This window comes from Croceicoccus sp., from assembly GCF_983967925.1.
Map to the genome: position 1 here is coordinate 1 of NZ_CFETID010000036.1, position 23,029 is coordinate 23,029.

Sequence of the window (23,029 nt, forward strand, 5' to 3'; positions counted from 1 at the left end):
CGCTCCTTGAGGACCGGAAGCATCTCCTGCACGGCAGCACGTAGGTAGAACCCACGGGAGCGCCCGGTGTGCTGCGCGAGCCGGTCGAGATGCATGGCGCGACCAATGACGTCATCGTGTTCCTCGCCCGCGTCGAGGGCACGCCGCGCATCGACAATCGCGAAATCGCCGAAGCGCGCTTCTTCGCCGCCGATGCCTTGCCCGATGCGATGTCGGAATGGGCCCGCCGCTATGTCGATGCGGCGCTGGCACACCGGGAATAGAGACCGGGCGGCTAGAGCAGGTCAAGCTGGCGCTTTTCGTCCCCGCGCTTTTTCGGCACCACGCCTTCTAGCTTCGACAGGGTCAGCCCCATCAGCCGGATCGGACGCGGCAGCGGCATCATCTCGGCCAGAAGCGCGTGGCCGGTGCGCGCGAATTCGGCCTTGTCGGTGACGAAATGGCCCAGCGAGCGCGCGCGGCTGGCGATCTGGAAATCGTTGTATTTCAGCTTCAGCGTCACGGTCCGCCCGCGGACCTCGCCCTTTTCGATGCGGTCCCAGACGATGTCGACGATATTGTCCATCGCCTCGCGCAGTTCGGTCGGCGCGGAGAGGTCCTCGTGAAACGTGCGTTCGCCGCCCAGCGACTTGCGGATACGGTGCGAACGCACTTCGCGCAGGTCCACGCCGCGGGCCGCGCGGTAGAGGTAATCGGCAAAGCTGCCGAAATTCGCGCGCAGGAACGGCAGGTCGCGCGCGGCAAGGTCGGCGCCGGTCTCGATCCCCAGCCGCTTCATCTTTTCCGCGCCCTTGGGACCCACGCCATGAAAGCGCGAGACGGGCAGCCCCGCGACGAAATCGGCGCCCTCGCCCGGTCGGATCACGCACAGACCGTCGGGCTTGTTCTGGTCCGACGCCAGCTTGGCCAGGAACTTGTTATAGCTGACGCCCGCGCTGGCGGTCAGCTGCGTATCCTCGCGGATGCGGCGGCGGATCGCCTGCGCGATGCGCGTGGCGGAGCCAAGATTGTGCCGGTCCTCGGTCACGTCCAGATAGGCCTCGTCGAGCGAAAGCGGTTCGACGAGGTCGGTATAATCGCGGAATATTGCGCGGATCTGGCCGCTGACTTCGCGATAGACGTCGAAACGCGACTTGCAGAAGATCAGGTCGGGGCACAGCCGTTTTGCCGTCACGGACGGCATGGCCGAACGCACGCCGAACTTCCGTGCCTCATAGCTGGCCGCCGCCACCACGCCGCGTCCCGACGAGCCGCCCACCGCCACCGGCTTGCCGCGCAGCGCGGGATTGTCGCGCTGTTCGACGCTGGCGAAGAACGCATCCATGTCGACATGGATGATCTTGCGCAGGCCCGGCGCTTCGCCCTGTTCGTCCTGGTCCACCGGCTTGGTCACATCGCTCCATTAGCGCAGCGGCAGGCTGCTGTGCAGATATTCGATAAAGGCCGGATCAATACGCAAATGCAGCAAGTTTAGGGATTGAGCCGCGCGGTTAATGCGCGCAAGGAAAGCCCGTCATGTTCAAGCCGCCCCAGCCGCCCCAGTCCCTCGGAAGGGCGGAATTCACAGCCATGCTCGCCTTTCTCATGTCGCTTCAGGCGCTGGGGATCGACACCATGCTGCCTGCGCTGGGCGACATCGCGACCGATCTGGGCGCGCCCAATCCCAATGACCGGCAGCTGGTCGTGGGCAGCTATCTGATCGGCATGGGCGTCGGATCGCTGATCTTCGGCTTTCTGGCGGACCGTTTCGGACGGCGGCGAGTCCTGCTGGGTGGCATCGCGGTCTATTGCATGTTCGACTTCATGTGCATGATCATCACCAGCTTTCCCGCGATGATCGCGTTCCGTTTCGCCAATGGCATGGTCGCCTCGGCGGGCGCGGTTATCGCCAATGCCATCGTGCGCGACAAATACGAAGGCGACGCCATGGCGCGGATCGTCTCGCTGATCGCGACGGTGTTCATGGTCGTGCCCGTACTGGCGCCCACGATCGGGCAGACGATCCTGCTGGTCGCGGACTGGCGGTCGATCTTCGGCGTGATGTTCACGATGGGCGTCATCATGTTCTTATGGGTCTATCTGCGCCTTGCCGAGACGATGGATCCGGAAAATCGCCAGTCGCTCGACGTGAAGCGCGTCGCGCGCAATTTCCGCATCATCGTCACCAATCGCGACGCGGTGGGATATGTGCTGGGCGCGACGCTCGTGTTCGGGGGGCTGTACGGCTACATCAATTGCTCCGAACAGCTGGTCGCGGTGCATTTCGGGCTGGGCGAGAAATTCGCCTATGTGTTCGGCGGCATGGCGCTGTGCATGGCGGGCAGCAATTTCATCAATTCGCGCATCGTCGAAACGCATGGCGCAAGGCGGGTCAGCCACTCGGCGCTGCTGGTGTTCGTATTCACAGGAGGGCTGCAATGGGCGGCGGCCACCTATTATCCCGATGCGTTCTGGCTGTTCGCGCCGATCATGACGGTGAACCTGGCGCTGATCGGGTTCCTCGGCGCGAATTTCAGTTCGATCGCGCTACAGCCGTTCCAGCATTTCGCAGGCTCCGCCTCTTCCTTGCAGACCGCGATGCGGGTGGGCGGCGGCGCGGTGCTGGGCGCGATCGTCGGCGCGGCCTATGACGGCACGGCGCGGCCGCTGGGCATGGCGCTGTTCGGGCTGTCCCTCGCGGGGCTGCTGCTGATCCTCTACAGCGAGCGCGGCAGGCTTTTCCGCCGCCGCAAGGGTACGATCCCGCAGGTGGAGAAATAGCGCCGCCTCGGTTTGCGGCTCACCGATTGCAAGCGAGGGCGCGCCCGCGAATGAAGGGGCGCTGCCCAGGCAGCCATAAGCTGGCTTTGCCGGGGGCATAGATATCCTGCATTGGCAATTCGCGGCGATCAGGGCAAAAGCAAGATTGCAGCGCTTTAATGCGAATGACTTGCATTACTAAGTTTCATTGACTAAAGGGGTCATGCCAGCCGCGTCACGACAAAGCCGTTTGCGGCGGTTGCATTTGCGCCGCCTTGCCATCAAACGCGCCGCGACACGCAAGCCGCCCCGGAACACATGGACCAAGCCTTGACCTACCAGCCCCTTGCCCGCGAAGATTTCACGCCCTCCGCCGCTCTTGAAGTGGAAACGGTGAAGCGCGTCCATCATCTGAACGACGGGCTGTTCAGCTTCTCGATCTCGCGTCCGGCCAGCTTCCGGTTCCGCTCGGGCGAATTCGTGATGGTCGGCCTGCCCAACAACGGCAAGCCGCTGCTGCGCGCCTATTCGATCGCCAGCCCCAGCTATGCGGACGAACTGGATTTCCTGTCGGTCAAGATCCAGGACGGGCCGCTGACCTCGCGGCTTCAGCACATCAAGGTCGGCGATCCGGTCTATCTGGGCAAGAAGCCGACCGGCACGCTCGTCACCGATGCGCTGATCCCCGGCCGCCGCCTGTTCATGCTGTCGACCGGCACCGGCCTCGCCCCGTTCATGAGCCTTGCGCGCGACCCCGACGTCTATTCGATGTTCTCGGAAATCGTGCTGGTGCATTCGGTGCGCAAGGTCAGCGATCTGGCCTATCGCGACCTGCTGGAATCGCAGCTTGCTGGCGACCCGCTGGTGCAGGACGAGGCGCTGCTGCAGTTCCACTATGTCCCAACCGTCACGCGCGAGCCGTTCCGCACCACCGGCCGCATCGGCACGCTGATCGAGAACGGCAAGCTGTTCGAGAGCGTCAGCGGCCCCAAGACCTTCGATCCCGAGAACGACCGCGTCATGCTGTGCGGCAGCATGGAGATGATCAAGGATCACGCGGCCGATCTCGAAGCGCGCGGCTTTATCGAGGGCAGCAACGCCAAGCCGGGCCATTTCGTGATCGAACGCGCCTTCGTGGGCTGACCATCAAATAGCGGGAGCGGCACAGCCCGCTCCCGCAATCAGGCAGGCCGTCAGATCACGCCTTGCGCTGACAGCCGCTCCAGCTCTGCCTTATCGAGGCCCAGCAGCGTTCCATAAATAGCCTCATTGTCCTGTCCCGGACGCGCGGGCGCGGGGCGGCGCACGCCGCTGGGCGTTGCCGACAGTTTCGGAAAGGCATTCTGCATCTTGAGCGGGCCGAAGCGCTCGGTCTGCACCTCGATGATCGCGTCGCGGCTCTGGAAGTGGGGGTCGGCCAGCATTTCGGGCGCGCGATAGACCATGCCTGCGGGGATCGAATATTCGATCATCAACGCATCGACTTCCTCGACCGTCAGATTGCGCGTCCAGTCCGAAATCATCCCGTCCAGTTCGGCCTGGTGGCGGCCGCGTGCGATATGGGTTGCATAGCGCTCGTCATCGCCCAGTTCGGGTCGCCCCATCGCCTGCGCAAGCCGCTTGAAGATCGCGTCCTTGTTCGCCCCGATCATGAATTGTCCGTCCTTGCACAGATAGACGTTCGACGGGGCGATGCCCGGCAGGATCGATCCCGACCTTTCACGGATGATGCCTGATCGGTCGTACTCGGGCACCAGCCCTTCCATCACCTGCAGCACGCTTTCGTACAATGCCGCGTCCACCACCTGCCCCTTGCCAGTCCGGTCGCGCACGTGCAGAGCGGCGAGCACGCCCATGCAGCCATAGGTCGCGGTCAGGCTGTCGCCGATCGACACGCCCATGCGGCTGGGCGGACGGTCCGGTTCGCCGACGATATAGCGCCAGCCGCCCATAGCCTCTCCCACGCCGCCGAAACCGGCGCGATCGGAATAGGGGCCGGTCTGGCCGTAACCCGACATGCGCGCGACGATCAGGCCCGGATTGTCCCGGTGCAGATCGTCGGGCCCCAGCCCCCATTTCTCAAGCGTGCCGGGCTTGAAATTCTCGACCAGCACGTCCGCCTTGGCGATCAGGCGGCGGACCAGCGCCTGTCCTTCCTTCACGCGCAGGTTCGCCGTCACCGAACGCTTGTTGCGGGCGATGATTTCCCATTGCACCTTGTCCTCGCCCTGTCCCCAGTCGCGCATGGGATCGCCCGACCCCGGCTGCTCCACCTTGATGACATCGGCCCCCATGTCGCCGAGTAACTGGCCGCAAAAGGGGCCCGCGATAAGCTGGCCCAGTTCGACGACGCGCAGGCCGTCCAGCGCTCCTTGCACGACCATGGCCTATTCCGCTGCCTCTGCATCGGGCCAGACCGGCTGTTGCGGTGCCGGAAGTCCGGTTTCCGCCTCGCAGCGTTCGCGCAGGCTGTCGATGCCCGGGCCGAAGTCGAACAGCGCGGGTTCGTCGCGCTCGTCGCGCATGCGGTCCCGCAGGCTTGCCGTCGCGGCCTCGTCGACCATGCCCGCCTGGTCCGCCACGACGCCATAGGCCTTTGCGCCCTCGACCGTGACGAGGCCTTGCGTAATCTCCTTCGCGACGAGTTCCGGATCGCGTTCCAGCGGGTCGCCCCAGCCGCCTCCGCCCCAGGTGATGAAATGCAGCTGATCGCCTGTTTCGACCGCCATTTCCTCCAGCTTGTTGGCGACGGTGATGGTGGTGCCGTCCGCCTTTTCCAGGATCTTGCGCGCCCGGTATCCCGGCTCGCCCCCGTTGACGCCCCACGGAGGGATAAACCAGCGGTCGTCATGGATCGAGATGACCCCGTCCGACAGAAAGCGATAAGTCATGTGAATGCCGTTGCCGCCGCGGTGCAATCCCGCGCCGCCGCTGTCCGGCTCGGTTTCATAGCGTTCGATGATCATCGGGAAATAGCGCTCGAGGAACTCGTTCGGCACGTTGGTAAAGCCCGGCCACAGCGAATGCCCATCGGGCCCGTCGCCCATCGGACGCCCCGGAATCCCGCCAAAGCCGATCTGGAACAGCTGGAACCAGTCGCCCTTCTGCCCGGGCCGGTTGTCATTGCCCGAATAGAACAGATGCGGTGACGAGGAGAAGCCCGCCGCGTTCATGAAGGCCGGGGTCTTCTGCCCCAGCAGACCGCCAAGTATGTCGAAGATGCGGCCCAGCGCATGCGTCCGGCCCGAAAGCGCCGCCGGGAATTTCGGTTTCAGCAGCGATCCTTCGGGGATGCGGACATCGATCAGATCGTAGAACCCGTCGTTGAACAGGATCTGCGGGTCGAAGACCATGATCATGTAAATGCCGAAGAACATCTTGAACATGTTTTCGTTCAGATAGAAATTGATCGAGGCCGCCGATTGCGGATCGGTCCCATCAAAGTCGAGGATCACGCGCTCGCCCTCGCGCCACATGGTGCAGCGGATCCGGTAAGGCCCGTATCCGACGCCGTCGTCGCACAGATAATCCTCGAACGTGACGGGCTCTTCCGCGACGGCCTGCGCGATCAGCGCCTTCATCGCGCGATGGTTGCGCGCGAGCAATTCCTGCGTCGCGGACACATAGACGTCGTCGCCGAAGCGCTCCGCCATTTCGATCACGCGCCGCGCGGCGACGCGGCAGGACGCGATCAACGCGTTGAGGTCGGCCTGGCACCAGTCAGGCTTGCGCGTCTGGTGCATCACCAGCCTGATGAGGTCCTCGTTGTACTCGCCCTTGCGCCAGATCTTGACCGGCGGAATGCGCACCCCCTCCTCGAAGATGGAGCGCGCGTCGATGGGCATGGAGCCAGCGACCTTGCCACCAATGTCGCTCTGGTGGCCAAACATCGCGGTATAGGCGAGCAGGCGCCCGTCCTTGAACACCGGCAGCAGCACCAGCCAGTCGTTCGAATGGCTGACCGCACCCTCGCAGCTGTAAGGGTCGGACAGGAAGATCATGTCGCCGTCTTCCAGCGTCCCGTCGAAACCTCTGAGAAACCCGTCGATGAAGCTGCCGAACTGGCCGACGATCATCTTGCCGGTGTGGTCGGCGATCATCGGAAAGGCATCGCCCTGTTCGCGGATGCCGGGCGACATGGCGGTGCGCACCAGCGTGGCATCCATTTCCAGCCGCGCATTGCGCAAGGCGTTCTCGATGATGTCGAGTGTGACGGGATCGATCTCGACCCGCTCGAACGGCTTTTCGTCCTGTACGATCGTTGCAGGCATTGGCGTTCTCCTCAGGCCGGAGTGATCATGATGTTGCCGACAGGGTCGACCTTGCCGGTGCAGCCGCTTTCGATCAGCGTGGTCGAGTCCATTTCGACGACGATGGCTGGGCCGGGGATGATGTCGCCGGCGCGCAGGCGCGATCTTTCATAGATCACCGCATCCTGCTCGCGCCCGTCCATCCAGAGCGTGTGGTCGCGCAGCTTCGCGCCAGAGGGATCGCCATTGCCCTTTTCCAGTTCAGCGGCCGGCAGGTCGAGCGCCGCGCCGGTCGCGACTGCGCGCAAGTTCACGATCTCGTGATCGCTTTCCATGTTGAAGGTGAACAGGCGCAGATGCTCTTCATCGAAACGCGCGAGCAGGCCCGCGATCCCGTCGCTGCGCAGCGTGTCCGGCGTGATCGTCAGCGGCACTTCGAAGGCCTGCCCGCTGTAGCGCACGTCGATTTCGAAGGCGGTGGCGATCTCGTCCTCCGCGACACCGTCGGACAGCAGTTCTTCCCGCGTCTGCGCCGCCATCTCTTCCAGAACGGCGATCAGCTTGTCCTCGTTCGTGTCCTTCGCCAGCCGCGAAAACGAGCGCGCGGTCTCGGTCCGCATGCGCGTCGTCGCATCGCCCAGCGCGCACAGCACGCCCGGCGACACCGGCGAGACGGCCGGCCAGCTGCCCATCAGACGCGCCACCGCGTTCACATGCAGCGGCCCCGCCCCGCCAAAGCCCATCAGAGCGAAATGGCGCGGGTCATAGCCCTGCTGGACCGAGATCATGCGCAGCGCGCCGAACATGTTCTCGTTCACGATGTCGATGATGCCGCGCGCCGCCGCCATCAGGTCCACACCCAGCGCATCGGCGATGGTCTGGACGGACTTCTTGGCTCCCTCGCGGTCGAGCCGGAAAGTGCCGCCCAGCAGGTTCTCGGGCAGATAGCCCAGCACGACATTCGCGTCGGTGACGGTCGGCGCCTCGCCGCCCTTGCCATAGGCCACCGGCCCCGGCACCGCGCCCGCCGATTGCGGTCCGACGCGCAGCGCACCGGTCAGTTCGGGCACATAGGCGATCGATCCGCCCCCTGCGCCAACGGTCTTCACGTCGAGCGCGGAGGCGCGAACCGAGAGGTGGCCCACCTCGGTCGTGCGCTGGCGGCGGGGTTCCAGCCCTTCTATCAGCGCGACGTCGGTCGACGTGCCGCCGACATCGAGCGTCAGGATATTCTTCAGCCCCGCGTTGCGCGCCACCCACAGCGCGCCGGTGACGCCGCCGGCCGGGCCGGACATCAATATGTTGACCGGATGCTCCTCGGCCTTTTGCGCCGACATCAGGCCGCCGTCTGAGCGCAGCAGCGACAGCTTTCCCGACATGTTCGTGTCGGCCAGCCGCCCGCGCAGCCGCGAGACATAGCGGCTGACCACGGGACGCACCGCCGCATTCGCCACGGTGGTCAGCGTGCGTTCGTATTCCTGCATTTCGGGCAGCACTTCATGGCTGAGCGACACGGGAATGTCGGGCAGGATGTCTGCCACGATCCTGCCCACCGTCTTTTCATGCGATCCGTCGACATAGGCGTTCATCAGGGACACCGTAATCGCCTCGACCCCCTGCTTCTTCAGGGATCCGACCTGCTGCCTGATATCGTCCTCGTCCAGCGGGCGGACGGTGTTTCCCTGCGCGTCCATCCGTCCCTTGATCGTGACAGTATCCTCCAGCGCGGCAAGCGGCGTAGGTTTCGGCCAGATGATCCATCCGGCAAGACCGCCCGGCACGAAGCTGCGGGCGATCTGCATGATGTGGCGATAGCCTTCGGTCGTGATCAGCCCGACGCGCGACCCCTTTCCTTCCAGCACCGCATTGGTGGCGACGGTCGTGCCGTGCAGGAAATACTCGATTTCATCCGGCGCGATGCCCGCCTTTTCGCAGATCACGTCGAGGCCGGTGAGGATACCTTCGGACGAATCCGAAGGGGTCGAGGGTGTCTTGTGCCGCCAGAACCTTCCGTCGGAGGCATCGAACAGCAGAAGATCGGTGAACGTGCCGCCAACATCCACGCCAAGGCGATATCCCATCTGTAGCTCCCTATGCTGCCGGAAAAAGGGGGGCGCGGGCGACCATGCCGGGCAGGGTCCGCCCCATCACGCCTTCCAGCCAGTGATTGGTGTCGATCAACTTCGCCAGGTCCAGCCCCGTGGCGACGCCTGCGCGTTCGAGCATATAGACGACGTCTTCGGTCGCCACATTGCCGGCAGCGCCGGGGGCAAACGGGCACCCGCCAAGGCCACCGATCGAGGCATCGACGACGCTCGCCCCGGCCTGCACCGCCGCCCACACATTGGCGAGGCCGGTGCCGCGGGTGTTGTGGCAATGGATGCGAACGGGGACAGGTCCGACAGCATCGGCCACGGCAGAGACAAGCTGTGCCACATGCGCAGGATTGGCGACGCCGATCGTGTCGGCCAGCGCGATTTCGGCAGGTTCGCTACGCGCCAGGCGTTCGGCCATGGAAACGACATGCCGGACCGCGACTTCGCCATCGAACGGACAGCCAAAGCTGGCGGCGATCGTCACTTGCCCGGTCAACTCTGCGGCCTTGGCCGCTCTCACGATCTCGCAGGCGACATCGACGGATTGGTCGCTGGACTGGCCCTGATTGGCAATGCCCAGCCCGTCCGACGCCACCGCGACCGCACCCAGCTGGTCGATCCGGCCGGTGGCGATCGCACGATCCGCGCCGCGCATGTTGAGGACCAGCCCGATGTAGGTCACGTCCCCGCGTTCCGGCAAACCGGCACACACCGCTTCCGCATCGGCCATTTGCGGCACGGCGCGGGGATTGACGAAACTGGCGACCTCTATCCGCCGCGCACCGGCTTCCAGCGCGCGTTCGATCAGTGCAATCTTGTCCGCGGTGACAATCTGCAGCTTTTCGTTCTGCAGACCGTCGCGCGGGCTGACCTCAACGATTTCGACGTTTTTTGTATACATTATCCGGTCATCGCCTTGGCTATGCGTGCGCCAGGCAGTTTGCGATGTGCATCGGCATAGGCGTGGTAGGCCCGCCGCACATGCGCGACCATCACGGCCCGCGCCCATGACCCGTCGCCGCGATCGAATGCGGCCAGCAATTCCTCGTGCTCGCTATACGAACGGCGCAGATCCTCGAACCGGTATTGATGCGCCGTGCGCCAGACGACAGGCTGCTCTACCAAGGTGCCGAGCAGCGCCGCCAGCCGCCGCGAACCGGCCGCTTCCAGAATCATGGCGTGAAAGGCGCGATTGGTTTCGAGGAACAGGTCGACGTCCGGATAATCCGAATGCACCGCCTCGCCCAGACGCGCATTCTCGGCGCGCATGGCGGCAATCAGCGAAAGCTCGATCCGCTCGGCGGCCAGCCGCGCGGCATGGCCCTCCAGCATGGCGCGCAGTTCGAATGCATCGGCCACGTCGCTGAGCGACCAGTCGGCCACGAAGCTGCGATTGGTCTCGGTCCGCGTGACCAGAAGCTCTGCCTCCAGCCGCCGCAGCGCCTCCCTGACGGGCGTGCGCGATACGCCGCAACGCTCGGCCATGGCCTCCTCGCGAATCTGCGTGCCCGCGGGCAGTTCCCCGCTGAGCACCATGGCGCGGATCTCGGCATAGGCTTTGTCGCTAGCCTTGGAAATGATGCCCCCTCCTTAGAACTTGAAACTTGACCAAAGCCATTTTGTACACAATACCTCTCACTCAGGGAAACGCAATGGCGCTTTCAGGGGCGCCCGATCATGGGGGCATTTGGCATGAGGTCTTCTCGTTGGCTCGTTTCGGCGTCGGTCGTTTCGGTATTGGCGTCGACAGTTCCCACGCTGGCCCAGACGGCCGAGGAACCCGCCGCCGTGCCCGAAGTCGCAGCCGCTTCTCCCGATGACATCATCGTCACCGCCCGCCGCCAGTCCGAACGACTGCAGGACGTCCCGGCATCGGTATCGGTGCTGACGGCCGAGGCGCTGGAACGCACCGGCGCCAACAAGGCGGAGGATTTCGTCGGCCTGACGCCCGGCGTCACCATCGTCACCGGAACGGCCGAGGCGGGCGATACGCAGGTCAATATCCGCGGCATCAACGGCGCGCGCGACGCGGAAAGCTCGGTCGCGCTGGTCGTCGACGGCATCCTCAAGACGAACACCGCGCAGCTCAACCAGACGCAAGGCACCTTGCGGCAGGTCGAAATCCTGAAGGGCCCGCAAGGCGCGCTTTATGGACGCAACGCGGCAGCGGGCGCCATCGTCATACAGACGCTAGAGCCGACCGAATATTTCACCGGCATGGCGCGCGCGTCCTATGCGAACGAGGACACGTTCGAAGGCACCGCCTATGTCAGCGGTCCGGTCGCGGAGAACATCGGCTTTGTCCTGTCGGGATTCTATCGCACCACCGACGGATTCTTTCGCAACGATTTCCTCGACGCGAAAGTGGTCGACGATCAAGAAACCTGGTCGGTCGACGGGCGCGTGATGTTCGGCCAGGGCACCGCCACGCAGGTCGACGTAAAGGCGCGCTATGCCGATTTCAGCGGCGCTTCGCTGCCGTTCAATGCCGCGTTCCACCTGCCCAATTTCGCCGCGGTCAATCCCGCCTTCTACGAGGACGTGAACGAGCATCCGTTCAACTTCTACAACAACATCCGCGCCACCAACGACCAGACGAGCTTCGACATGTCGGTCAAGCTGGATCAGGAACTAACCAGCAATGTCTCGCTCGTGGCATGGGCGCTTTATTCCGATGTCGATCAGGATCTGGTCGCTGACGGCACATCTGCCGATTTCGCCCGCTATATCGGAGCGGCTGATCCGGCGGGCCAGCCCACGGTGAACGCCTGTTTCGCCAGCACCGCAGAACTGACCGGCTACCCGGTCAACCCGCCCGGCGCGATCGGCCAGATCCCGGTGCCGTTCATCTTCGCGCCCGCGAATGGATCGACCTTTGGGCCCTACAGCCCGACCACTTGCGACGGTATCCAGTACCAGCTGCGCAAACAGACCGATTTCAGTGCGGAGATCCGGCTGATCTCGGACAATGCGGGGCCGCTGAACTGGCAGCTTGGCGGCTATTACCTGAATATCGACCGCGAGACCGGCGTCAGCCTCAGCGGCGATACGGGCAACGGGGTCATCAAGAACCTGTATAATCCGCCCGAATCCGCGAACCCGACCTCGCTGCTGCTATCGGACAAGTTCCGGACCAATGTCTATGCGATGTTCGGCGCGCTCGACTATCAGCCGACGCAGCAGCTCTCCGCCAGTTTTGCGCTGCGCTATGACATCGAGGATCGCCGCGCCTCATCGCTGGTCCCCGACGCGATCGATCCGTTCACGGGCGGACCGATCAATCCGGGGCAGGCGTTCGGCGAACTGACGCCCCAGCACGAGGTGTTCGAACAGATCCAGCCCAAGCTGTCACTGAGCTTTGAGCCGGTGCCCGACCTCAACATCTATGGAAACTGGGGCATCGGATTCAAATCCGGCGGGTTCAACAATCAGGGCTCGTCAGCCATCGTCGACACCAATTTCAACCAGTTCATCGACGCCGGCGTCACGATCACCGACCAGTACGACAAGGAATGGTCCAGCGCGTTCGAGGCGGGCGTGAAGGGAAGCCTGTTCAACGACCGCATCACCTATGACCTGGCCGGTTACTACACGCAGATCCACGACATGCAGTTCTTCGAATTCTTCGTGGGCAGCTTTGGCCTGCTGCGCGTCGTGTCCAACATCGACAAGGTCAATGTGAAGGGTGCGGAGATCAACCTTACGGGGAAGTTGACCGACTGGTGGAACGTGTTCGGTTCTTTCAACGTCACCGACAGCGAGATCAGGGAAAACAGCTCGCGCCCCTATACCGTGGGGAACAAGTCGCCCTACACCGCCGACTACACGATCAACCTCGGCACCGACCTCAGCGTGCCGATCAACGATGCGGTGCGGCTGATCGGGCGGGTCGATTACCGCATCACCGGCCCGACATGGTTCCATTCGGTGCAGGACCAGGAACGCCCGACGCTGTTTACCGGCCTGCTGCCCGGATCGGCGCTGGCGCTGCCCGGCTTTATCGGCAACGCCCGCTATGACGTGGCGCGCCGCGACAGTTTCGACGTGCTGAACCTGCGTGCGGGTATCGAGACCGACCGGTTCCAGATCACCGTCTTCGCCGACAATGCGCTGAACGAGAAATATATCGCCGAGGCCATTCCCGCGATCGAATTCGGCGGATCTTTCATCACGCCGGGCGCCCGCCGTCTTGTCGGCGTAGAAGCAGGCGTGAAGTTCTAGAGGGTCTTGCAGTCATCGACAGCTTTTCGCCCCCAACCACTGCACGGGAGCGCGGGGAGCAGCGGACCTGCCGTGATCCCTTATAAATCGTCGTGGCGGCAGGTCCGTTGCCGCCCCCTCGGCCAACCCCCTTGCTTCTTTTTAATTTGCCGGAGTATTGAAGTCCCGCAGAACCGGTGAACCGGCGTCGTGGAGGAGAGGTTGCATGGCGGCGCGAAACCGTCGTCGCCCCCTTTTGCAGCGCTGCATTGGAGGGGAAACGACGCGAATGGCATTCCGAAGCATATTGTCAGCCTGCCTGGCCGTTGCGCTTACATCCATGACGACCGCGCCCGCCAGCGCGCAGGTCGGGACAGAGCAGCCACCCGTCGTGGAAGGTGCCGCGAAAGTGCGGATCGATCGCATAACGGTGCATTCCGATGCGATCGACGGCAACCTGATGGGCACGAGTGCCGAGCGCGACGTCCATGTCGTCCTTCCGCCGAGTTACGATCAGAACCCGGACCGGCGCTATCCTGTCGTCTATGCGCTGCACGGATACTGGGTAAAGGCAGAACAGTGGCTGAAGGAAGTGCACATGCCGCAAACGGCAGAGGGTGCCTTCGCAAATGGCGTGCCGGAGATGATCCTCGTATTTCCGGACAGCTGGAACGAATATAACGGTTCCTTCTACTCGGACTCGCCCACGACCGGGGATTTCGAGCATTTTATCGCGGACGAGCTGATCGACTATGTCGACAGAAATTATCGCACCATCGCCCGGCCCGAGAGCCGCGGGCTGGTCGGCCATTCGATGGGCGGATACGGGGCCAGCCGCATCGGGATCAAGCATGCCGAAAAATATGGCGCGCTCTATCTGATGGCGCCGTGCTGCCAGTCGCCGATGGGTTCGCGCGGGTTGACCGCACAGGATGTCCAGACGATCGAGGCCGTGCCCAGCGTCGCCGCTGCGCAGGGCCTGCCCGGCAATCTGCGCAGCGCCCTGGCCGTGGCCGCCGCCTTTTCGCCCGATCCGGATGCGGCGCCGCTCTATCTGGATCTTCCGGTCGATGCACAGGGCAAGGAACGGGAAGACGTCATCGCCCGGTGGACGGCGAATACGCCGATTTCCTTCCTCGATCAGCATGTCGATGCGGTGAAGGCGTATCGCGGCATCGCGATCGACGTGGGGGACAAGGATTTCCTGCTGGACGACGTACGCCTGCTGCACGGCGCCTTGCAGGCGCAAGGCATCGACAACACGCTGGACGTCTATGACGGCGACCACACCAACCGCCTCGGCTTTCGGATGCAGGAGCATGTCCTGCCGTTCTTCGGGCGGACCCTCGTTCAGGAACCGGCACAATGATCCGCTTGCACCTCCCCACCATCGCCGCGGTATGCGCCCTGGCCGCCCTGCCCCTTTCCGCCGCGGCGGACGAGCTTGACCCGACCGGCGCGTGGAGTGCCTATTCGGGCGGGCAGGCGCCTCTGCCGCCGATGGGCTGGAACAGCTGGAACGCGTTCTACCACGACGTGGACGAGGAAAAGGTCATCGCCAGCGCGCAGGTCATCGTCGACAGCGGACTGGCCGATGCAGGCTATCGCTATATCAATATCGACGACGGCTGGTGGCTTAAGCGCGATGCCGACACCGGGCGCATGGTCATCCGCACCGCGACGTTTCCGTCCGCCGCCACCGGCAGTGACCGCACCAGCTTCCGACCGCTGACCGACCGGCTGCATGCCATGGGGCTGAAGGCGGGGATCTATTCCGACATCGGGCGCAACAGCTGCGGCCAGACCTTTGGCCACGGCAACGCCAACAATCCCGCGGGTACATTGGCAGAGCGCGAGGTCGGCCTCTACGATCATATTGATCAGGACATCGCGCTGTATTTCGGCGAGTGGGGCTTCGACTATATCAAGGTCGACGGCTGCGGCATTCGCGGCATGGGCGCGGATAATCCGAACGTTCAGAAAGGCATCTATCGCGAGATGGCACCGCTGATCGATTTCGATTCGATCGCGAAGACCGACGTGCCTGCCGTGAAGGACCTGTTCGCGCAGGTCGGGCAGGCGCTGGTCAGGCACAACCCGGACGGCGATTTCCTCTATTCGCTGTGCATATGGGGCAGCGCGAACGTGCGGTCGTGGGCCAAGGAATACGGCAATATCTCGCGCACCAGCGAGGATATCGCGCCCTATTGGGGCCGCATGCTGCACAATCTCGATTCCGCGTCGCGCCGTGCGCTCTATGCGCAGCCGGGCAACTGGAACGATCCCGACATGCTGTTCGTCGGCACGGGCGATTTCGACAGCGATCATCCGGCCGAGGCGCGCAGCCATTTCAGCCTGTGGGCGATGCTGAACGCGCCGCTGATCATCGGCTATGACCTGCGCAAGGCGACGCCCGAGCAGCTGGCGATCCTTGGCAATCGCGATCTGATCGCGCTGAACCAGGATCCGGCGGGCAATCAGGCCGTGCTCGCCTATGATACCGAGGATGTGCAGTTCTTCGTCAAGATGCTGGCCGACGGGACCAAGGCGGTGGCGCTGTTCAACCGCACGGCCACGCCGATGCCGGTCACGCTGACCGCTGATCACCTGAAATATGCAGCGGATGGCCAGGTCGCCCTGACCGATCTGTGGAGCGGCGAGGCCAGCAGTTTCACCGGCGAGCAGGCATTCACGCTGGCCCCGCACGAGACCCGCGTGTTCCGCGCGGCAGGCACGCGCGCCCTGCCCGGCGGCATGTATCTGTCCGAGATGCCGGGGCGGATCAATGTCGCCGAGGAAGGCATCGACTTCCCCGAACCTGATCCGATGATCCACCGCGCCATCGTGCCGTGGCAGAACACCCGCTCCAACGGAGAGCGGCCCCGCTACACCGGCTGGGGCGGCGCTCGGGCGGATTCAACGCCCTATGGCCAGATGCTGCGCATCGCGGACCGCGAGTTCCTGACCGGCATCGGCGTGCTGGCCAATTCGCGGCTGGAAGTGCGCGGCGACGGATTCCGCCGCTTCAGCGCGATGGTCGGGCGCGACGACAGCGGGTCGGATGACGGCAGCCGGGTGCGGTTCGAAGTCTATGGCGACGGAAAGCTGCTGGGCGCCAGCGAATGGATGGGCCTTGCCGAACCGGCGAAACCCCTGTCGGTCGATACCGGCGGCGCGGCCATCGTCGAGCTGGTCGTGCGCGGCGACGGCAAGGCCACCCGCCCCGTCCCCGTCACCTGGGGCGACGCCGCGCTGCTGCCATGATCGTCATGTCCCCGATTGCCAATTTCCGGCTGCGGATCGGCAGCGCAGCCGTCGGGGCCATGCTGGCGCTGGCGGGTCGGCCCGCTTTCGCTGGGACCGAACCCCAGCCCCATCCTACCGCCGCCGAAAGCTGGACGGCGGACAATGGCGACGGGACCTTCACCAACCCGATCTTCAATGACGAGTTTTCCGATCCCGACATCATCCGGGTCGGCGACGATTACTACATGACCGGCACCACCATGCACATGATGCCGGGCCTGCCGGTGCTGCATTCGCGCGACTTGGTGAACTGGACGCTGCGGTCCTATGCGTTCGACCGGCTCGATCTTGGCCCCGACTGGCGGCTTGAGGATGGGCAGGACATCTATGGCCAGGGCATCTGGGCGCCCAGCCTGCGCTTCCATGACGGCATGTTCCATATCTTCGCCAATGTGAACGGCGTCGGCCTGCAGGTCTTTCGCAGCGCCAGCCCCGACGGCCCATGGACGCGCACGCCGTTCGAGGGCGACCTGCACGATGTATCGGTGCTGTTCGACGACGATGGCCGCGTGTGGGCAGTGTATAATTACGACGAGGTTCGGCTGGTCGAAATCAAGCCCGACCTGTCGGGCGTGATCGAAGGCAGCGAGCGCGTCATCATGCCCGCCGGCAATGCGCTGGGCGAAGGGCATCATTTCTACAAGATCGACGGACGCTATTACATCATCACCGCCAATTACGCGCCGGTGGGACGCATGATGGCGATCCGCGCCGACAGCCTGGATGGGCCGTGGGAGACGGTCCAGATCTCGGCCCGCGAAACCATGGGCGAGCCGTTGGGCTGGGGCGTCGGCAATATCGGGCTCGGCACCGAACTGCCCGCGGCGGGCGATCCCGTCGAACTTACGCCGCCGCCGCCCGCCGACCGGTTCGGCGCGTCGCCGCTGCATCAGGGCGGGATCGTCGAATTGCCGAACGGCGACTGGTGGGGCTTTTCCATGATGGATGTGCGTTCGATGGGGCGCACGGTCTATCTCTCGCCGGTCACGTGGAAGGATGGCTGGCCGTTCTTCGGCCTGCCGGGCAATCTGGGCCGCAGCCCGCGAAGCTGGCTGAAGCCCGCCACCGGCCACGACGATCCGCCGCGCCCGACATGGCAGCGCAGCGATAATTTCGCGGAGAGCGCGTTGCAGCCTATCTGGCAGTGGAATCACCTGCCGGTCGACAAGGCTTGGACGCTGCAAGGCGGCAGGCTGCATCTGACCGCGCTGCCCGCCAGCGATTTCCTGCGCGCACGCAACACGCTGACCCAGCGCGCGGTCGCGCCCGAAAGCATCGCCGAGGTGACGGTGGACGGGCGCGATCTGGGCGCGGGGGACCGGGCCGGTCTGGCGCTGCTCAACATTCCCTATGGAACATTGTCGGTCGAACGCGGCGGCGATGGCTGGCAGATCCGTCACTACGACCAGCAGCGCGACCGGACCGAAACTGCGACCCTCCCCGGCCCGGTGGTCCGGCTGCGCACCCATGTCGATCTGGACCGCGAACTGGGGCAGTTCTCTTTCAGCACGGATGGCGGCACACGATGGCAATCCATCGGGGAGCCGCTGCGCCTGCCCTATCAGCTCAAGACGTTTCAGGGGGTTCGCTTTGCGCTCTTTGCCTACAATGGCGAAGGCCGAACGGGCGGGGCCGCGCATTTCGACGATTTCGCCGTGACCGAACCGCTGGCCGACAGGTCGGGCAATATTCCGCTCTCGCAAACCGTGACCATCGCCAATCTGGCGGATGAAAGCCTGCTGTGGGCCAACCCGCACGGCATGCTGCATGTCGCCGCTGCTGGCAGCGCGGAGGCGGACGGAGCGGACGCGCACTTCAAAATCCACGACCGCGGACATGGCCGCGTCGCGATCGAGGCGCTGGGCGTGCCCGGCCCTGCCAATTTCGTGACGATCGTTGGCGAAGGCATGCCAGCCGATGTACGATTCCAGCGCGAAAGCGAGGCCAGCCTGTTCCAGTGGCAGGACATGCTGCGCGGACAGTTCATGCTGATGTCGCTCAAGACCCATCGCTATCTCGGGATCGATCCGGCAACGGGCGAACCCTATGCCGCCGACTGGCCGGGCGCCTCGCCATCGCGGCGCGACGGCACGGTCCTTCGCTGGAGCGAGCCGCAGGATTGAAACCTGCGGCAAGCGCGCGCTACGGGGTGAAACGATTGTCGCGCCAAACGCCGGGCTTGAGGGCGGGGCCAGCCATGTTGCGGGGTGCAAATGACCACGATCTCCTATCAATGCGAACAGGTGTCGGCAGATGAATTCGCCTCGGTGCTCGGACGCTCCGGCCTTGCGGCCCGGCGTCCGGCCGGGGATGCGGCACGCCTGCAGCGAATGCTGGATAATGCGAACCTGATCGTCACCGCGCGGGCGGAGAGCGACCGGCAGTTGGTCGGCATTGCCCGGTCGCTCACCGATTTTTCCTATGCGACCTATCTGTCGGAGCTGGCGGTCGACGCGCGTTTCAAGGGCAGAGGCATCGGGAAGCGCCTGATAGAAGAGACGCGCCGCCACGCGGGTGAGGAATGCATGCTCCTGCTCGTCTCCGCGCCCGATGCAGTTTCATTCTACGATTCCATCGGCGCACCGAAATCGGATCGCGCCTATCTCTACCCGCGTTCCTGCTGAGCATGGGAAAGCAGGCGGAAAGGAACCCGCAGCCATGAGGATCGCCGTTCTTTCGGATATCCATGGCAATATCGCCGCGCTCGATGCCGTGCTCGATCATGTGGCCGGGCAGTCGCCAGAGCTTGTGGTCAATCTGGGCGACATCTGCTCGGGCCCGTTATGGCCTGCCGAGACCGCGGACCGGCTGATGCCGCTCGACCTGCCGACGATCCGCGGCAATCACGAACGGCAGGTGCTGGAACCCGATATGGGCGGCATGGGCCTGTCGGATCGCCATGCGCGCCATGTCCTGAGGGCCGATGATCTGGACTGGCTCGCCGGCCTTCCCGCGACCATGCGGCTGACCGATGATGTGCTGCTGGTCCATGGCACGCCCGGCAGCGATTTGCTCTATTTCATGGAAACCGTGACGGCACAGGGCGTCCGGGCCGCCAGCGCCGATGAGGTCGCGTTGCGCGCTGCCAACGCCGATGCCGCGTTGATCCTGTGCGGCCACACCCATGTCGCGCGCAGTTTTCGGCTGGATGACGGGCGGCTGATCGTCAATCCGGGCAGTGTCGGCCTGCCTGCCTTTGAGGATAGCCAGCCGTTTCCCCACGCGATCGAAAACGGATCGCCGCATGCCCGCTATGCCATCGTCTCGGATGAATCCGGTCGGTGGGAGGCCGTTTTCCACCATGTCGACTATGACTGGGATCGCGCGGCCCGCAAGGCTGAGGTGAACGGAAGGCCCGATTGGGCGCGGGCACTGCGCACCGGGCTTGTCTGACAGGCCCACGGTTGGCGGGCCCACGGTTGGCGGCCAGCCTGCCGCGCCCTGCCGCATAGGCGGCGGTTCGGCGGAACCTTAGCGCCGCCGACCCCTTCCATCTTTATTGATGGAGATTGCAATGAGCAGACAGACAAGAACCGGACCGGCCGCACTCGCCGTCGGGATCGCGCTGGGCGGCGTGGCCCTGGGGGCCATCCAGGCAAAGAGGAAACAAGGCCGATCGCCCGATGACGCGCCGGATTTCGCCCTGCGGCAACGCGACGGCGAATATGATCTGGTCGGGCGGTCCGTCACGATCCGCAAGCCGCGCGACGAACTGTTCCGGTTCTGGCGCGATTTCGGCAATCTGGCGCGGTTCATGGAAAACCTTGAAAAGGTCGAGGTCGAGGACGCCGCCACCGGTCGCGCCACCTGGCACATCAAGGGCCCCGCCGGACGCAGCGTTGCGGTCAGGACGACCATCGAAAGCGAAGACGAAGGCCGGATGATCGCATGGCGGTCTCTGGACGGTTCGGACGTCGAGACTGAAGGCAAGGTGACTTTCGAAGATGCCCCCGGCGATCGCGGTACGCGCGTCGGATTGACCATCGGCTACAAGCCGCCAGCCGGAGCCTTGGGCAAGGCCGTCGCGAAGGCATTCCTCCGCGAACCGGAGATACAGGCCCGCCACGACCTCAAGCGTTTCAAGATGCTGATGGAAACCGGCGAGATCGCAACATCTGCCCGCACCAAGGCCCAGACAAGAGCCGCCAAGCAGGAGAATGCAGCATGAGAGCGCTGACCTGGCATGGAACCAAGGACGTTCGCGTCGAAACCGTCGACGATCCCGAAATCATCAATCCGCGCGATGCGATCATCAAGATCACCAGCACCGCCATCTGCGGATCCGACCTTCATCTGTATGACGGTGTCATCCCGGCCGTGAAACCCGGCGATGTGCTGGGCCATGAATTCATGGGCGAAGTGGTCGAGACCGGCAGCGATGCCACGCTGAAGAAAGGCCAGCGGGTGGTCGTGCCCTTTACCATTGCCTGCGGCGGCTGTTTTCACTGCAAGAGCCAGCAATATTCCGCCTGCGACAACAGCAATCCGGTCGAGAAGCAGGATATGTCGGCGACGCTCTACGGCCAGCCGATGAGCGGACTGTTCGGCTATTCCCACCTGACCGGCGGCTATTCGGGCGGGCAGGCCGAATATGTACGGGTGCCGTTCTCCGATGTCGGGCCGATCGTGGTGCCCGATCATCTTGAGGACGAGAAGGTCCTGTTCCTTTCCGACATCCTGCCGACCGGCTGGATGGCAGCCGAAAATGCCGACATCAAGCCGGACGATACGGTCGCGGTATGGGGCTGCGGGCCTGTCGGCCTGTTCGCGATCCAGTCGGCCATCGTGATGGGCGCGTCGAAGGTTATCGCCATCGATCACTATCCCCACCGTCTGGAACTGGCCCGCCAGCTTGGCGCAGAGATCGTCAATTTCCGCACCACCCATGTGCGCGAGGCATTGATGGAAATGTCGGGCGGCATCGGCGTCGATGCGGTGATCGATGCCGTCGGCATGGAATCTCATGGCTTTGCCGTCGACAACATGATGGATGTCGTGAAGCAGAAAATCGGCATCGGCGCGGACAGGGCCAGCGCCCTGAAGCAGGCGATATTGGCGGTTCGCTTTGGCGGAAAGGTGTCGATCCCCGGCGTTTACGGCGGAATGACCGATAAATGGCCGCTGGGCGCGATGATGGAAAAGGGGCTGCAACTGCGCGGCGGGCAAACCCATGTGCAGAAATACACCAAGGACCTGCTGGCGAAGATCGAGGACGGAACGCTCGATACGACATTCCTGATCAGCCATCGCCTGCCGCTGGAAGACGCGGCGCGCGGATACAAGAATTTCAAGGAAGAGCAGGACAGCTGGACCAAGGTGATCCTGAAGCCCGGAATGGAGAAAGCGGCATGAGCAAGATCGAGAAACTGGACGGCTTTGTCGTCATCACGGGCGCCTCCAGCGGGATCGGGTTGGAACTTGCCAAACTGGCGGCGAAGGACGGCTGCGACCTGCTTCTCGTCGCCGATCGCGAGCTTGGCGAGGCCGAGGCCGCGGCTCGGACCGGAGGGGCCGCTACGGTCGATATCCTGGAGGCGGATCTATCGACGGCCAGTGGCTTGCAATCGCTCATGAGCGCAATCGGAGAAAGGCAGGTGGATGTCCTGCTCGCCAATGCCGGCCACGGGCTGGGTCAGGCCTTTCTGGATCAGGAATGGAAGGATATCGCCCATGTGATCCATACCAATGTCACCGGGACGACCTGGCTGCTCCACCAGATCGGCCAGCGGATGCGGACAGCCAACAAGGGCCGCATCCTCGTCACCGGGTCGATCGCGGGGCATATCCCGGGGGCGTTCCAGCTCGTCTACAACAGCACCAAGAGCTATATCGATTATTTCTGCTTCGGACTTCGAAATGAGCTGAAGGAGAGCGATGTGGTCATCACCTGCCTGATGCCCGGCGTCACGGATACTGAGTTCTTCGACCGGGCCAATCTCGAGAATACGAATGTCGGGAAGAGAGACAGCAAGGCCGACCCCGCCAAGGTGGCGAAGGACGGTTATGAAGCGCTGCTCGAAGGCGAGGCGCATACGGTCAGCGGATTGATGAACAAGATCCAGGATGCGTTCGCCGGGATCATCCCCGACACGGTGCTCGCCCAGATGCACCGCAAGATGGCAGAGCCCGACAAGTAATTTATGCGGCGGTGGGTTAGTTGCCGGCCCGTTCACGCGCTGCATAGCGCCGCGCCTAGCGGCAGCGTCGGGTCCAAAGCGGCCGGTGCATTAACGTCCACTTCCCTTAGGTTTCAGCGGTCGCTTGGCGCTGCTGTGGTGACCAGAATGGGGTGGCTAAGCTCAATGCGCCGCCATTCAACACTGTAATCTTGTCGGCACGGGCCCCCAGCCACTCCAGCGCATCGTGGCTGGCAAGCGTTCTAACCCGTCTTATTCACCGGGTCGGGTCTGAGAGGTTGGCGGGAGTGGCGTAAACCTC

General features: G+C 64.0%; 18 protein-coding genes. 12 read left to right on the forward strand and 6 right to left on the reverse strand.

The window, feature by feature from the left end; all coding sequences use genetic code 11:
* The first annotated feature begins 68 nt into the window (after positions 1 to 68).
* Complete coding sequence (locus AC4FIJ_RS14925) at positions 69 to 263, forward strand: hypothetical protein (protein ID WP_490337452.1); 195 nt, start codon at positions 69 to 71, stop codon at positions 261 to 263.
* Between the two features lie 11 nt (positions 264 to 274).
* On the opposite strand, the gene dinB is transcribed toward AC4FIJ_RS14925, so the two are convergent.
* Positions 275 to 1,393, reverse strand: a complete 1,119-nt coding sequence (gene dinB, locus AC4FIJ_RS14930) for a DNA polymerase IV (protein WP_490337454.1) — start codon at positions 1,391 to 1,393, stop codon at positions 275 to 277.
* 176 nt (positions 1,394 to 1,569) lie between these two features.
* Here dinB and AC4FIJ_RS14935 point away from each other — a divergent pair, with 176 nt between their 5' ends.
* Positions 1,570 to 2,760 (forward strand): multidrug effflux MFS transporter, encoded by a 1,191-nt coding sequence (locus AC4FIJ_RS14935; RefSeq protein ID WP_490337455.1) that lies wholly within the window; start codon positions 1,570 to 1,572, stop codon positions 2,758 to 2,760.
* Between the two features lie 297 nt (positions 2,761 to 3,057).
* Complete coding sequence (locus AC4FIJ_RS14940; protein ID WP_490337456.1) at positions 3,058 to 3,882, forward strand: ferredoxin--NADP reductase; 825 nt, start codon at positions 3,058 to 3,060, stop codon at positions 3,880 to 3,882.
* Positions 3,883 to 3,932: 50 nt separating this feature from the next.
* On the opposite strand, the gene AC4FIJ_RS14945 is transcribed toward AC4FIJ_RS14940, so the two are convergent.
* Genes AC4FIJ_RS14945 through AC4FIJ_RS14965 form a run of 5 tightly spaced genes read right to left on the reverse strand, consistent with a single transcriptional unit; the run spans position 3,933 to position 10,666 of the window.
* On the reverse strand, positions 3,933 to 5,123 hold the full coding sequence (locus AC4FIJ_RS14945; RefSeq protein WP_490337457.1) for a CaiB/BaiF CoA transferase family protein: 1,191 nt from the start codon (positions 5,121 to 5,123) through the stop codon (positions 3,933 to 3,935).
* Positions 5,124 to 5,126: 3 nt separating this feature from the next.
* Positions 5,127 to 7,010: a hydantoinase B/oxoprolinase family protein gene (locus AC4FIJ_RS14950; protein WP_490337458.1), complete on the reverse strand. Its 1,884-nt coding sequence runs from the start codon at positions 7,008 to 7,010 to the stop codon at positions 5,127 to 5,129.
* Between the two features lie 11 nt (positions 7,011 to 7,021).
* The gene (locus tag AC4FIJ_RS14955; protein ID WP_490337459.1) at positions 7,022 to 9,070 is read right to left on the reverse strand and encodes a hydantoinase/oxoprolinase family protein; all 2,049 of its coding nucleotides are present in this window, start codon (positions 9,068 to 9,070) and stop codon (positions 7,022 to 7,024) included.
* Between the two features lie 10 nt (positions 9,071 to 9,080).
* Positions 9,081 to 9,986 (reverse strand): hydroxymethylglutaryl-CoA lyase, encoded by a 906-nt coding sequence (locus AC4FIJ_RS14960; RefSeq protein WP_490337460.1) that lies wholly within the window; start codon positions 9,984 to 9,986, stop codon positions 9,081 to 9,083.
* Positions 9,986 to 10,666, reverse strand: a complete 681-nt coding sequence (locus AC4FIJ_RS14965; protein ID WP_490337470.1) for a GntR family transcriptional regulator — start codon at positions 10,664 to 10,666, stop codon at positions 9,986 to 9,988. Before AC4FIJ_RS14965 ends, AC4FIJ_RS14960 begins: the two co-directional genes overlap by 1 nt.
* 111 nt (positions 10,667 to 10,777) lie before the next feature.
* Here AC4FIJ_RS14965 and AC4FIJ_RS14970 point away from each other — a divergent pair, with 111 nt between their 5' ends.
* The 9 genes from AC4FIJ_RS14970 (at position 10,778) to AC4FIJ_RS15010 (ending at position 22,728) form a co-directional block, all read left to right on the forward strand.
* The gene (locus tag AC4FIJ_RS14970) at positions 10,778 to 13,306 is read left to right on the forward strand and encodes a TonB-dependent receptor (RefSeq protein ID WP_490337461.1); all 2,529 of its coding nucleotides are present in this window, start codon (positions 10,778 to 10,780) and stop codon (positions 13,304 to 13,306) included.
* A gap of 319 nt (positions 13,307 to 13,625) precedes the next feature.
* Complete coding sequence (locus tag AC4FIJ_RS14975; RefSeq protein WP_490337462.1) at positions 13,626 to 14,654, forward strand: alpha/beta hydrolase; 1,029 nt, start codon at positions 13,626 to 13,628, stop codon at positions 14,652 to 14,654.
* A complete protein-coding gene (locus AC4FIJ_RS14980; protein ID WP_490337463.1) occupies positions 14,651 to 16,549 on the forward strand; it encodes an NPCBM/NEW2 domain-containing protein in 1,899 nt (632 codons plus the stop codon). Before AC4FIJ_RS14975 ends, AC4FIJ_RS14980 begins: the two co-directional genes overlap by 4 nt.
* A complete protein-coding gene (locus AC4FIJ_RS14985) occupies positions 16,546 to 18,714 on the forward strand; it encodes a glycoside hydrolase family 43 protein (protein ID WP_490337464.1) in 2,169 nt (722 codons plus the stop codon). The genes AC4FIJ_RS14980 and AC4FIJ_RS14985 overlap by 4 nt, the downstream gene beginning before the upstream one ends.
* A gap of 90 nt (positions 18,715 to 18,804) precedes the next feature.
* Complete coding sequence (locus AC4FIJ_RS14990) at positions 18,805 to 19,215, forward strand: GNAT family N-acetyltransferase (protein ID WP_490337465.1); 411 nt, start codon at positions 18,805 to 18,807, stop codon at positions 19,213 to 19,215.
* Positions 19,216 to 19,249: 34 nt separating this feature from the next.
* Positions 19,250 to 19,984, forward strand: a complete 735-nt coding sequence (locus AC4FIJ_RS14995) for a metallophosphoesterase family protein (protein ID WP_490337466.1) — start codon at positions 19,250 to 19,252, stop codon at positions 19,982 to 19,984.
* 121 nt (positions 19,985 to 20,105) lie between these two features.
* Positions 20,106 to 20,759 (forward strand): SRPBCC family protein, encoded by a 654-nt coding sequence (locus AC4FIJ_RS15000; RefSeq protein WP_490337467.1) that lies wholly within the window; start codon positions 20,106 to 20,108, stop codon positions 20,757 to 20,759.
* Positions 20,756 to 21,943 (forward strand): zinc-dependent alcohol dehydrogenase, encoded by a 1,188-nt coding sequence (locus AC4FIJ_RS15005; protein ID WP_490337468.1) that lies wholly within the window; start codon positions 20,756 to 20,758, stop codon positions 21,941 to 21,943. Before AC4FIJ_RS15000 ends, AC4FIJ_RS15005 begins: the two co-directional genes overlap by 4 nt.
* The gene (locus AC4FIJ_RS15010) at positions 21,940 to 22,728 is read left to right on the forward strand and encodes an SDR family NAD(P)-dependent oxidoreductase (protein WP_490337469.1); all 789 of its coding nucleotides are present in this window, start codon (positions 21,940 to 21,942) and stop codon (positions 22,726 to 22,728) included. Before AC4FIJ_RS15005 ends, AC4FIJ_RS15010 begins: the two co-directional genes overlap by 4 nt.
* Positions 22,729 to 23,029 lie beyond the last annotated feature (301 nt).

Coding starts and splice junctions, on each gene's coding strand:
- AC4FIJ_RS14935 (WP_490337455.1), top strand. CDS start 1,570: ATGCTCGCCTTTCTCATGTCGCTTCAGGCGCTGGGGATCGACACCATG.
- AC4FIJ_RS14940 (WP_490337456.1), top strand. CDS start 3,058: ATGGACCAAGCCTTGACCTACCAGCCCCTTGCCCGCGAAGATTTCACG.
- AC4FIJ_RS14945 (WP_490337457.1), bottom strand. CDS start 5,123: ATGGTCGTGCAAGGAGCGCTGGACGGCCTGCGCGTCGTCGAACTGGGC.
- AC4FIJ_RS14950 (WP_490337458.1), bottom strand. CDS start 7,010: ATGCCTGCAACGATCGTACAGGACGAAAAGCCGTTCGAGCGGGTCGAG.
- AC4FIJ_RS14955 (WP_490337459.1), bottom strand. CDS start 9,070: ATGGGATATCGCCTTGGCGTGGATGTTGGCGGCACGTTCACCGATCTT.
- AC4FIJ_RS14960 (WP_490337460.1), bottom strand. CDS start 9,986: ATGTATACAAAAAACGTCGAAATCGTTGAGGTCAGCCCGCGCGACGGT.
- AC4FIJ_RS14970 (WP_490337461.1), top strand. CDS start 10,778: ATGAGGTCTTCTCGTTGGCTCGTTTCGGCGTCGGTCGTTTCGGTATTG.
- AC4FIJ_RS14975 (WP_490337462.1), top strand. CDS start 13,626: ATGACGACCGCGCCCGCCAGCGCGCAGGTCGGGACAGAGCAGCCACCC.
- AC4FIJ_RS14980 (WP_490337463.1), top strand. CDS start 14,651: ATGATCCGCTTGCACCTCCCCACCATCGCCGCGGTATGCGCCCTGGCC.
- AC4FIJ_RS14985 (WP_490337464.1), top strand. CDS start 16,546: ATGATCGTCATGTCCCCGATTGCCAATTTCCGGCTGCGGATCGGCAGC.
- AC4FIJ_RS14990 (WP_490337465.1), top strand. CDS start 18,805: ATGACCACGATCTCCTATCAATGCGAACAGGTGTCGGCAGATGAATTC.
- AC4FIJ_RS14995 (WP_490337466.1), top strand. CDS start 19,250: ATGAGGATCGCCGTTCTTTCGGATATCCATGGCAATATCGCCGCGCTC.
- AC4FIJ_RS15000 (WP_490337467.1), top strand. CDS start 20,106: ATGAGCAGACAGACAAGAACCGGACCGGCCGCACTCGCCGTCGGGATC.
- AC4FIJ_RS15005 (WP_490337468.1), top strand. CDS start 20,756: ATGAGAGCGCTGACCTGGCATGGAACCAAGGACGTTCGCGTCGAAACC.
- AC4FIJ_RS15010 (WP_490337469.1), top strand. CDS start 21,940: ATGAGCAAGATCGAGAAACTGGACGGCTTTGTCGTCATCACGGGCGCC.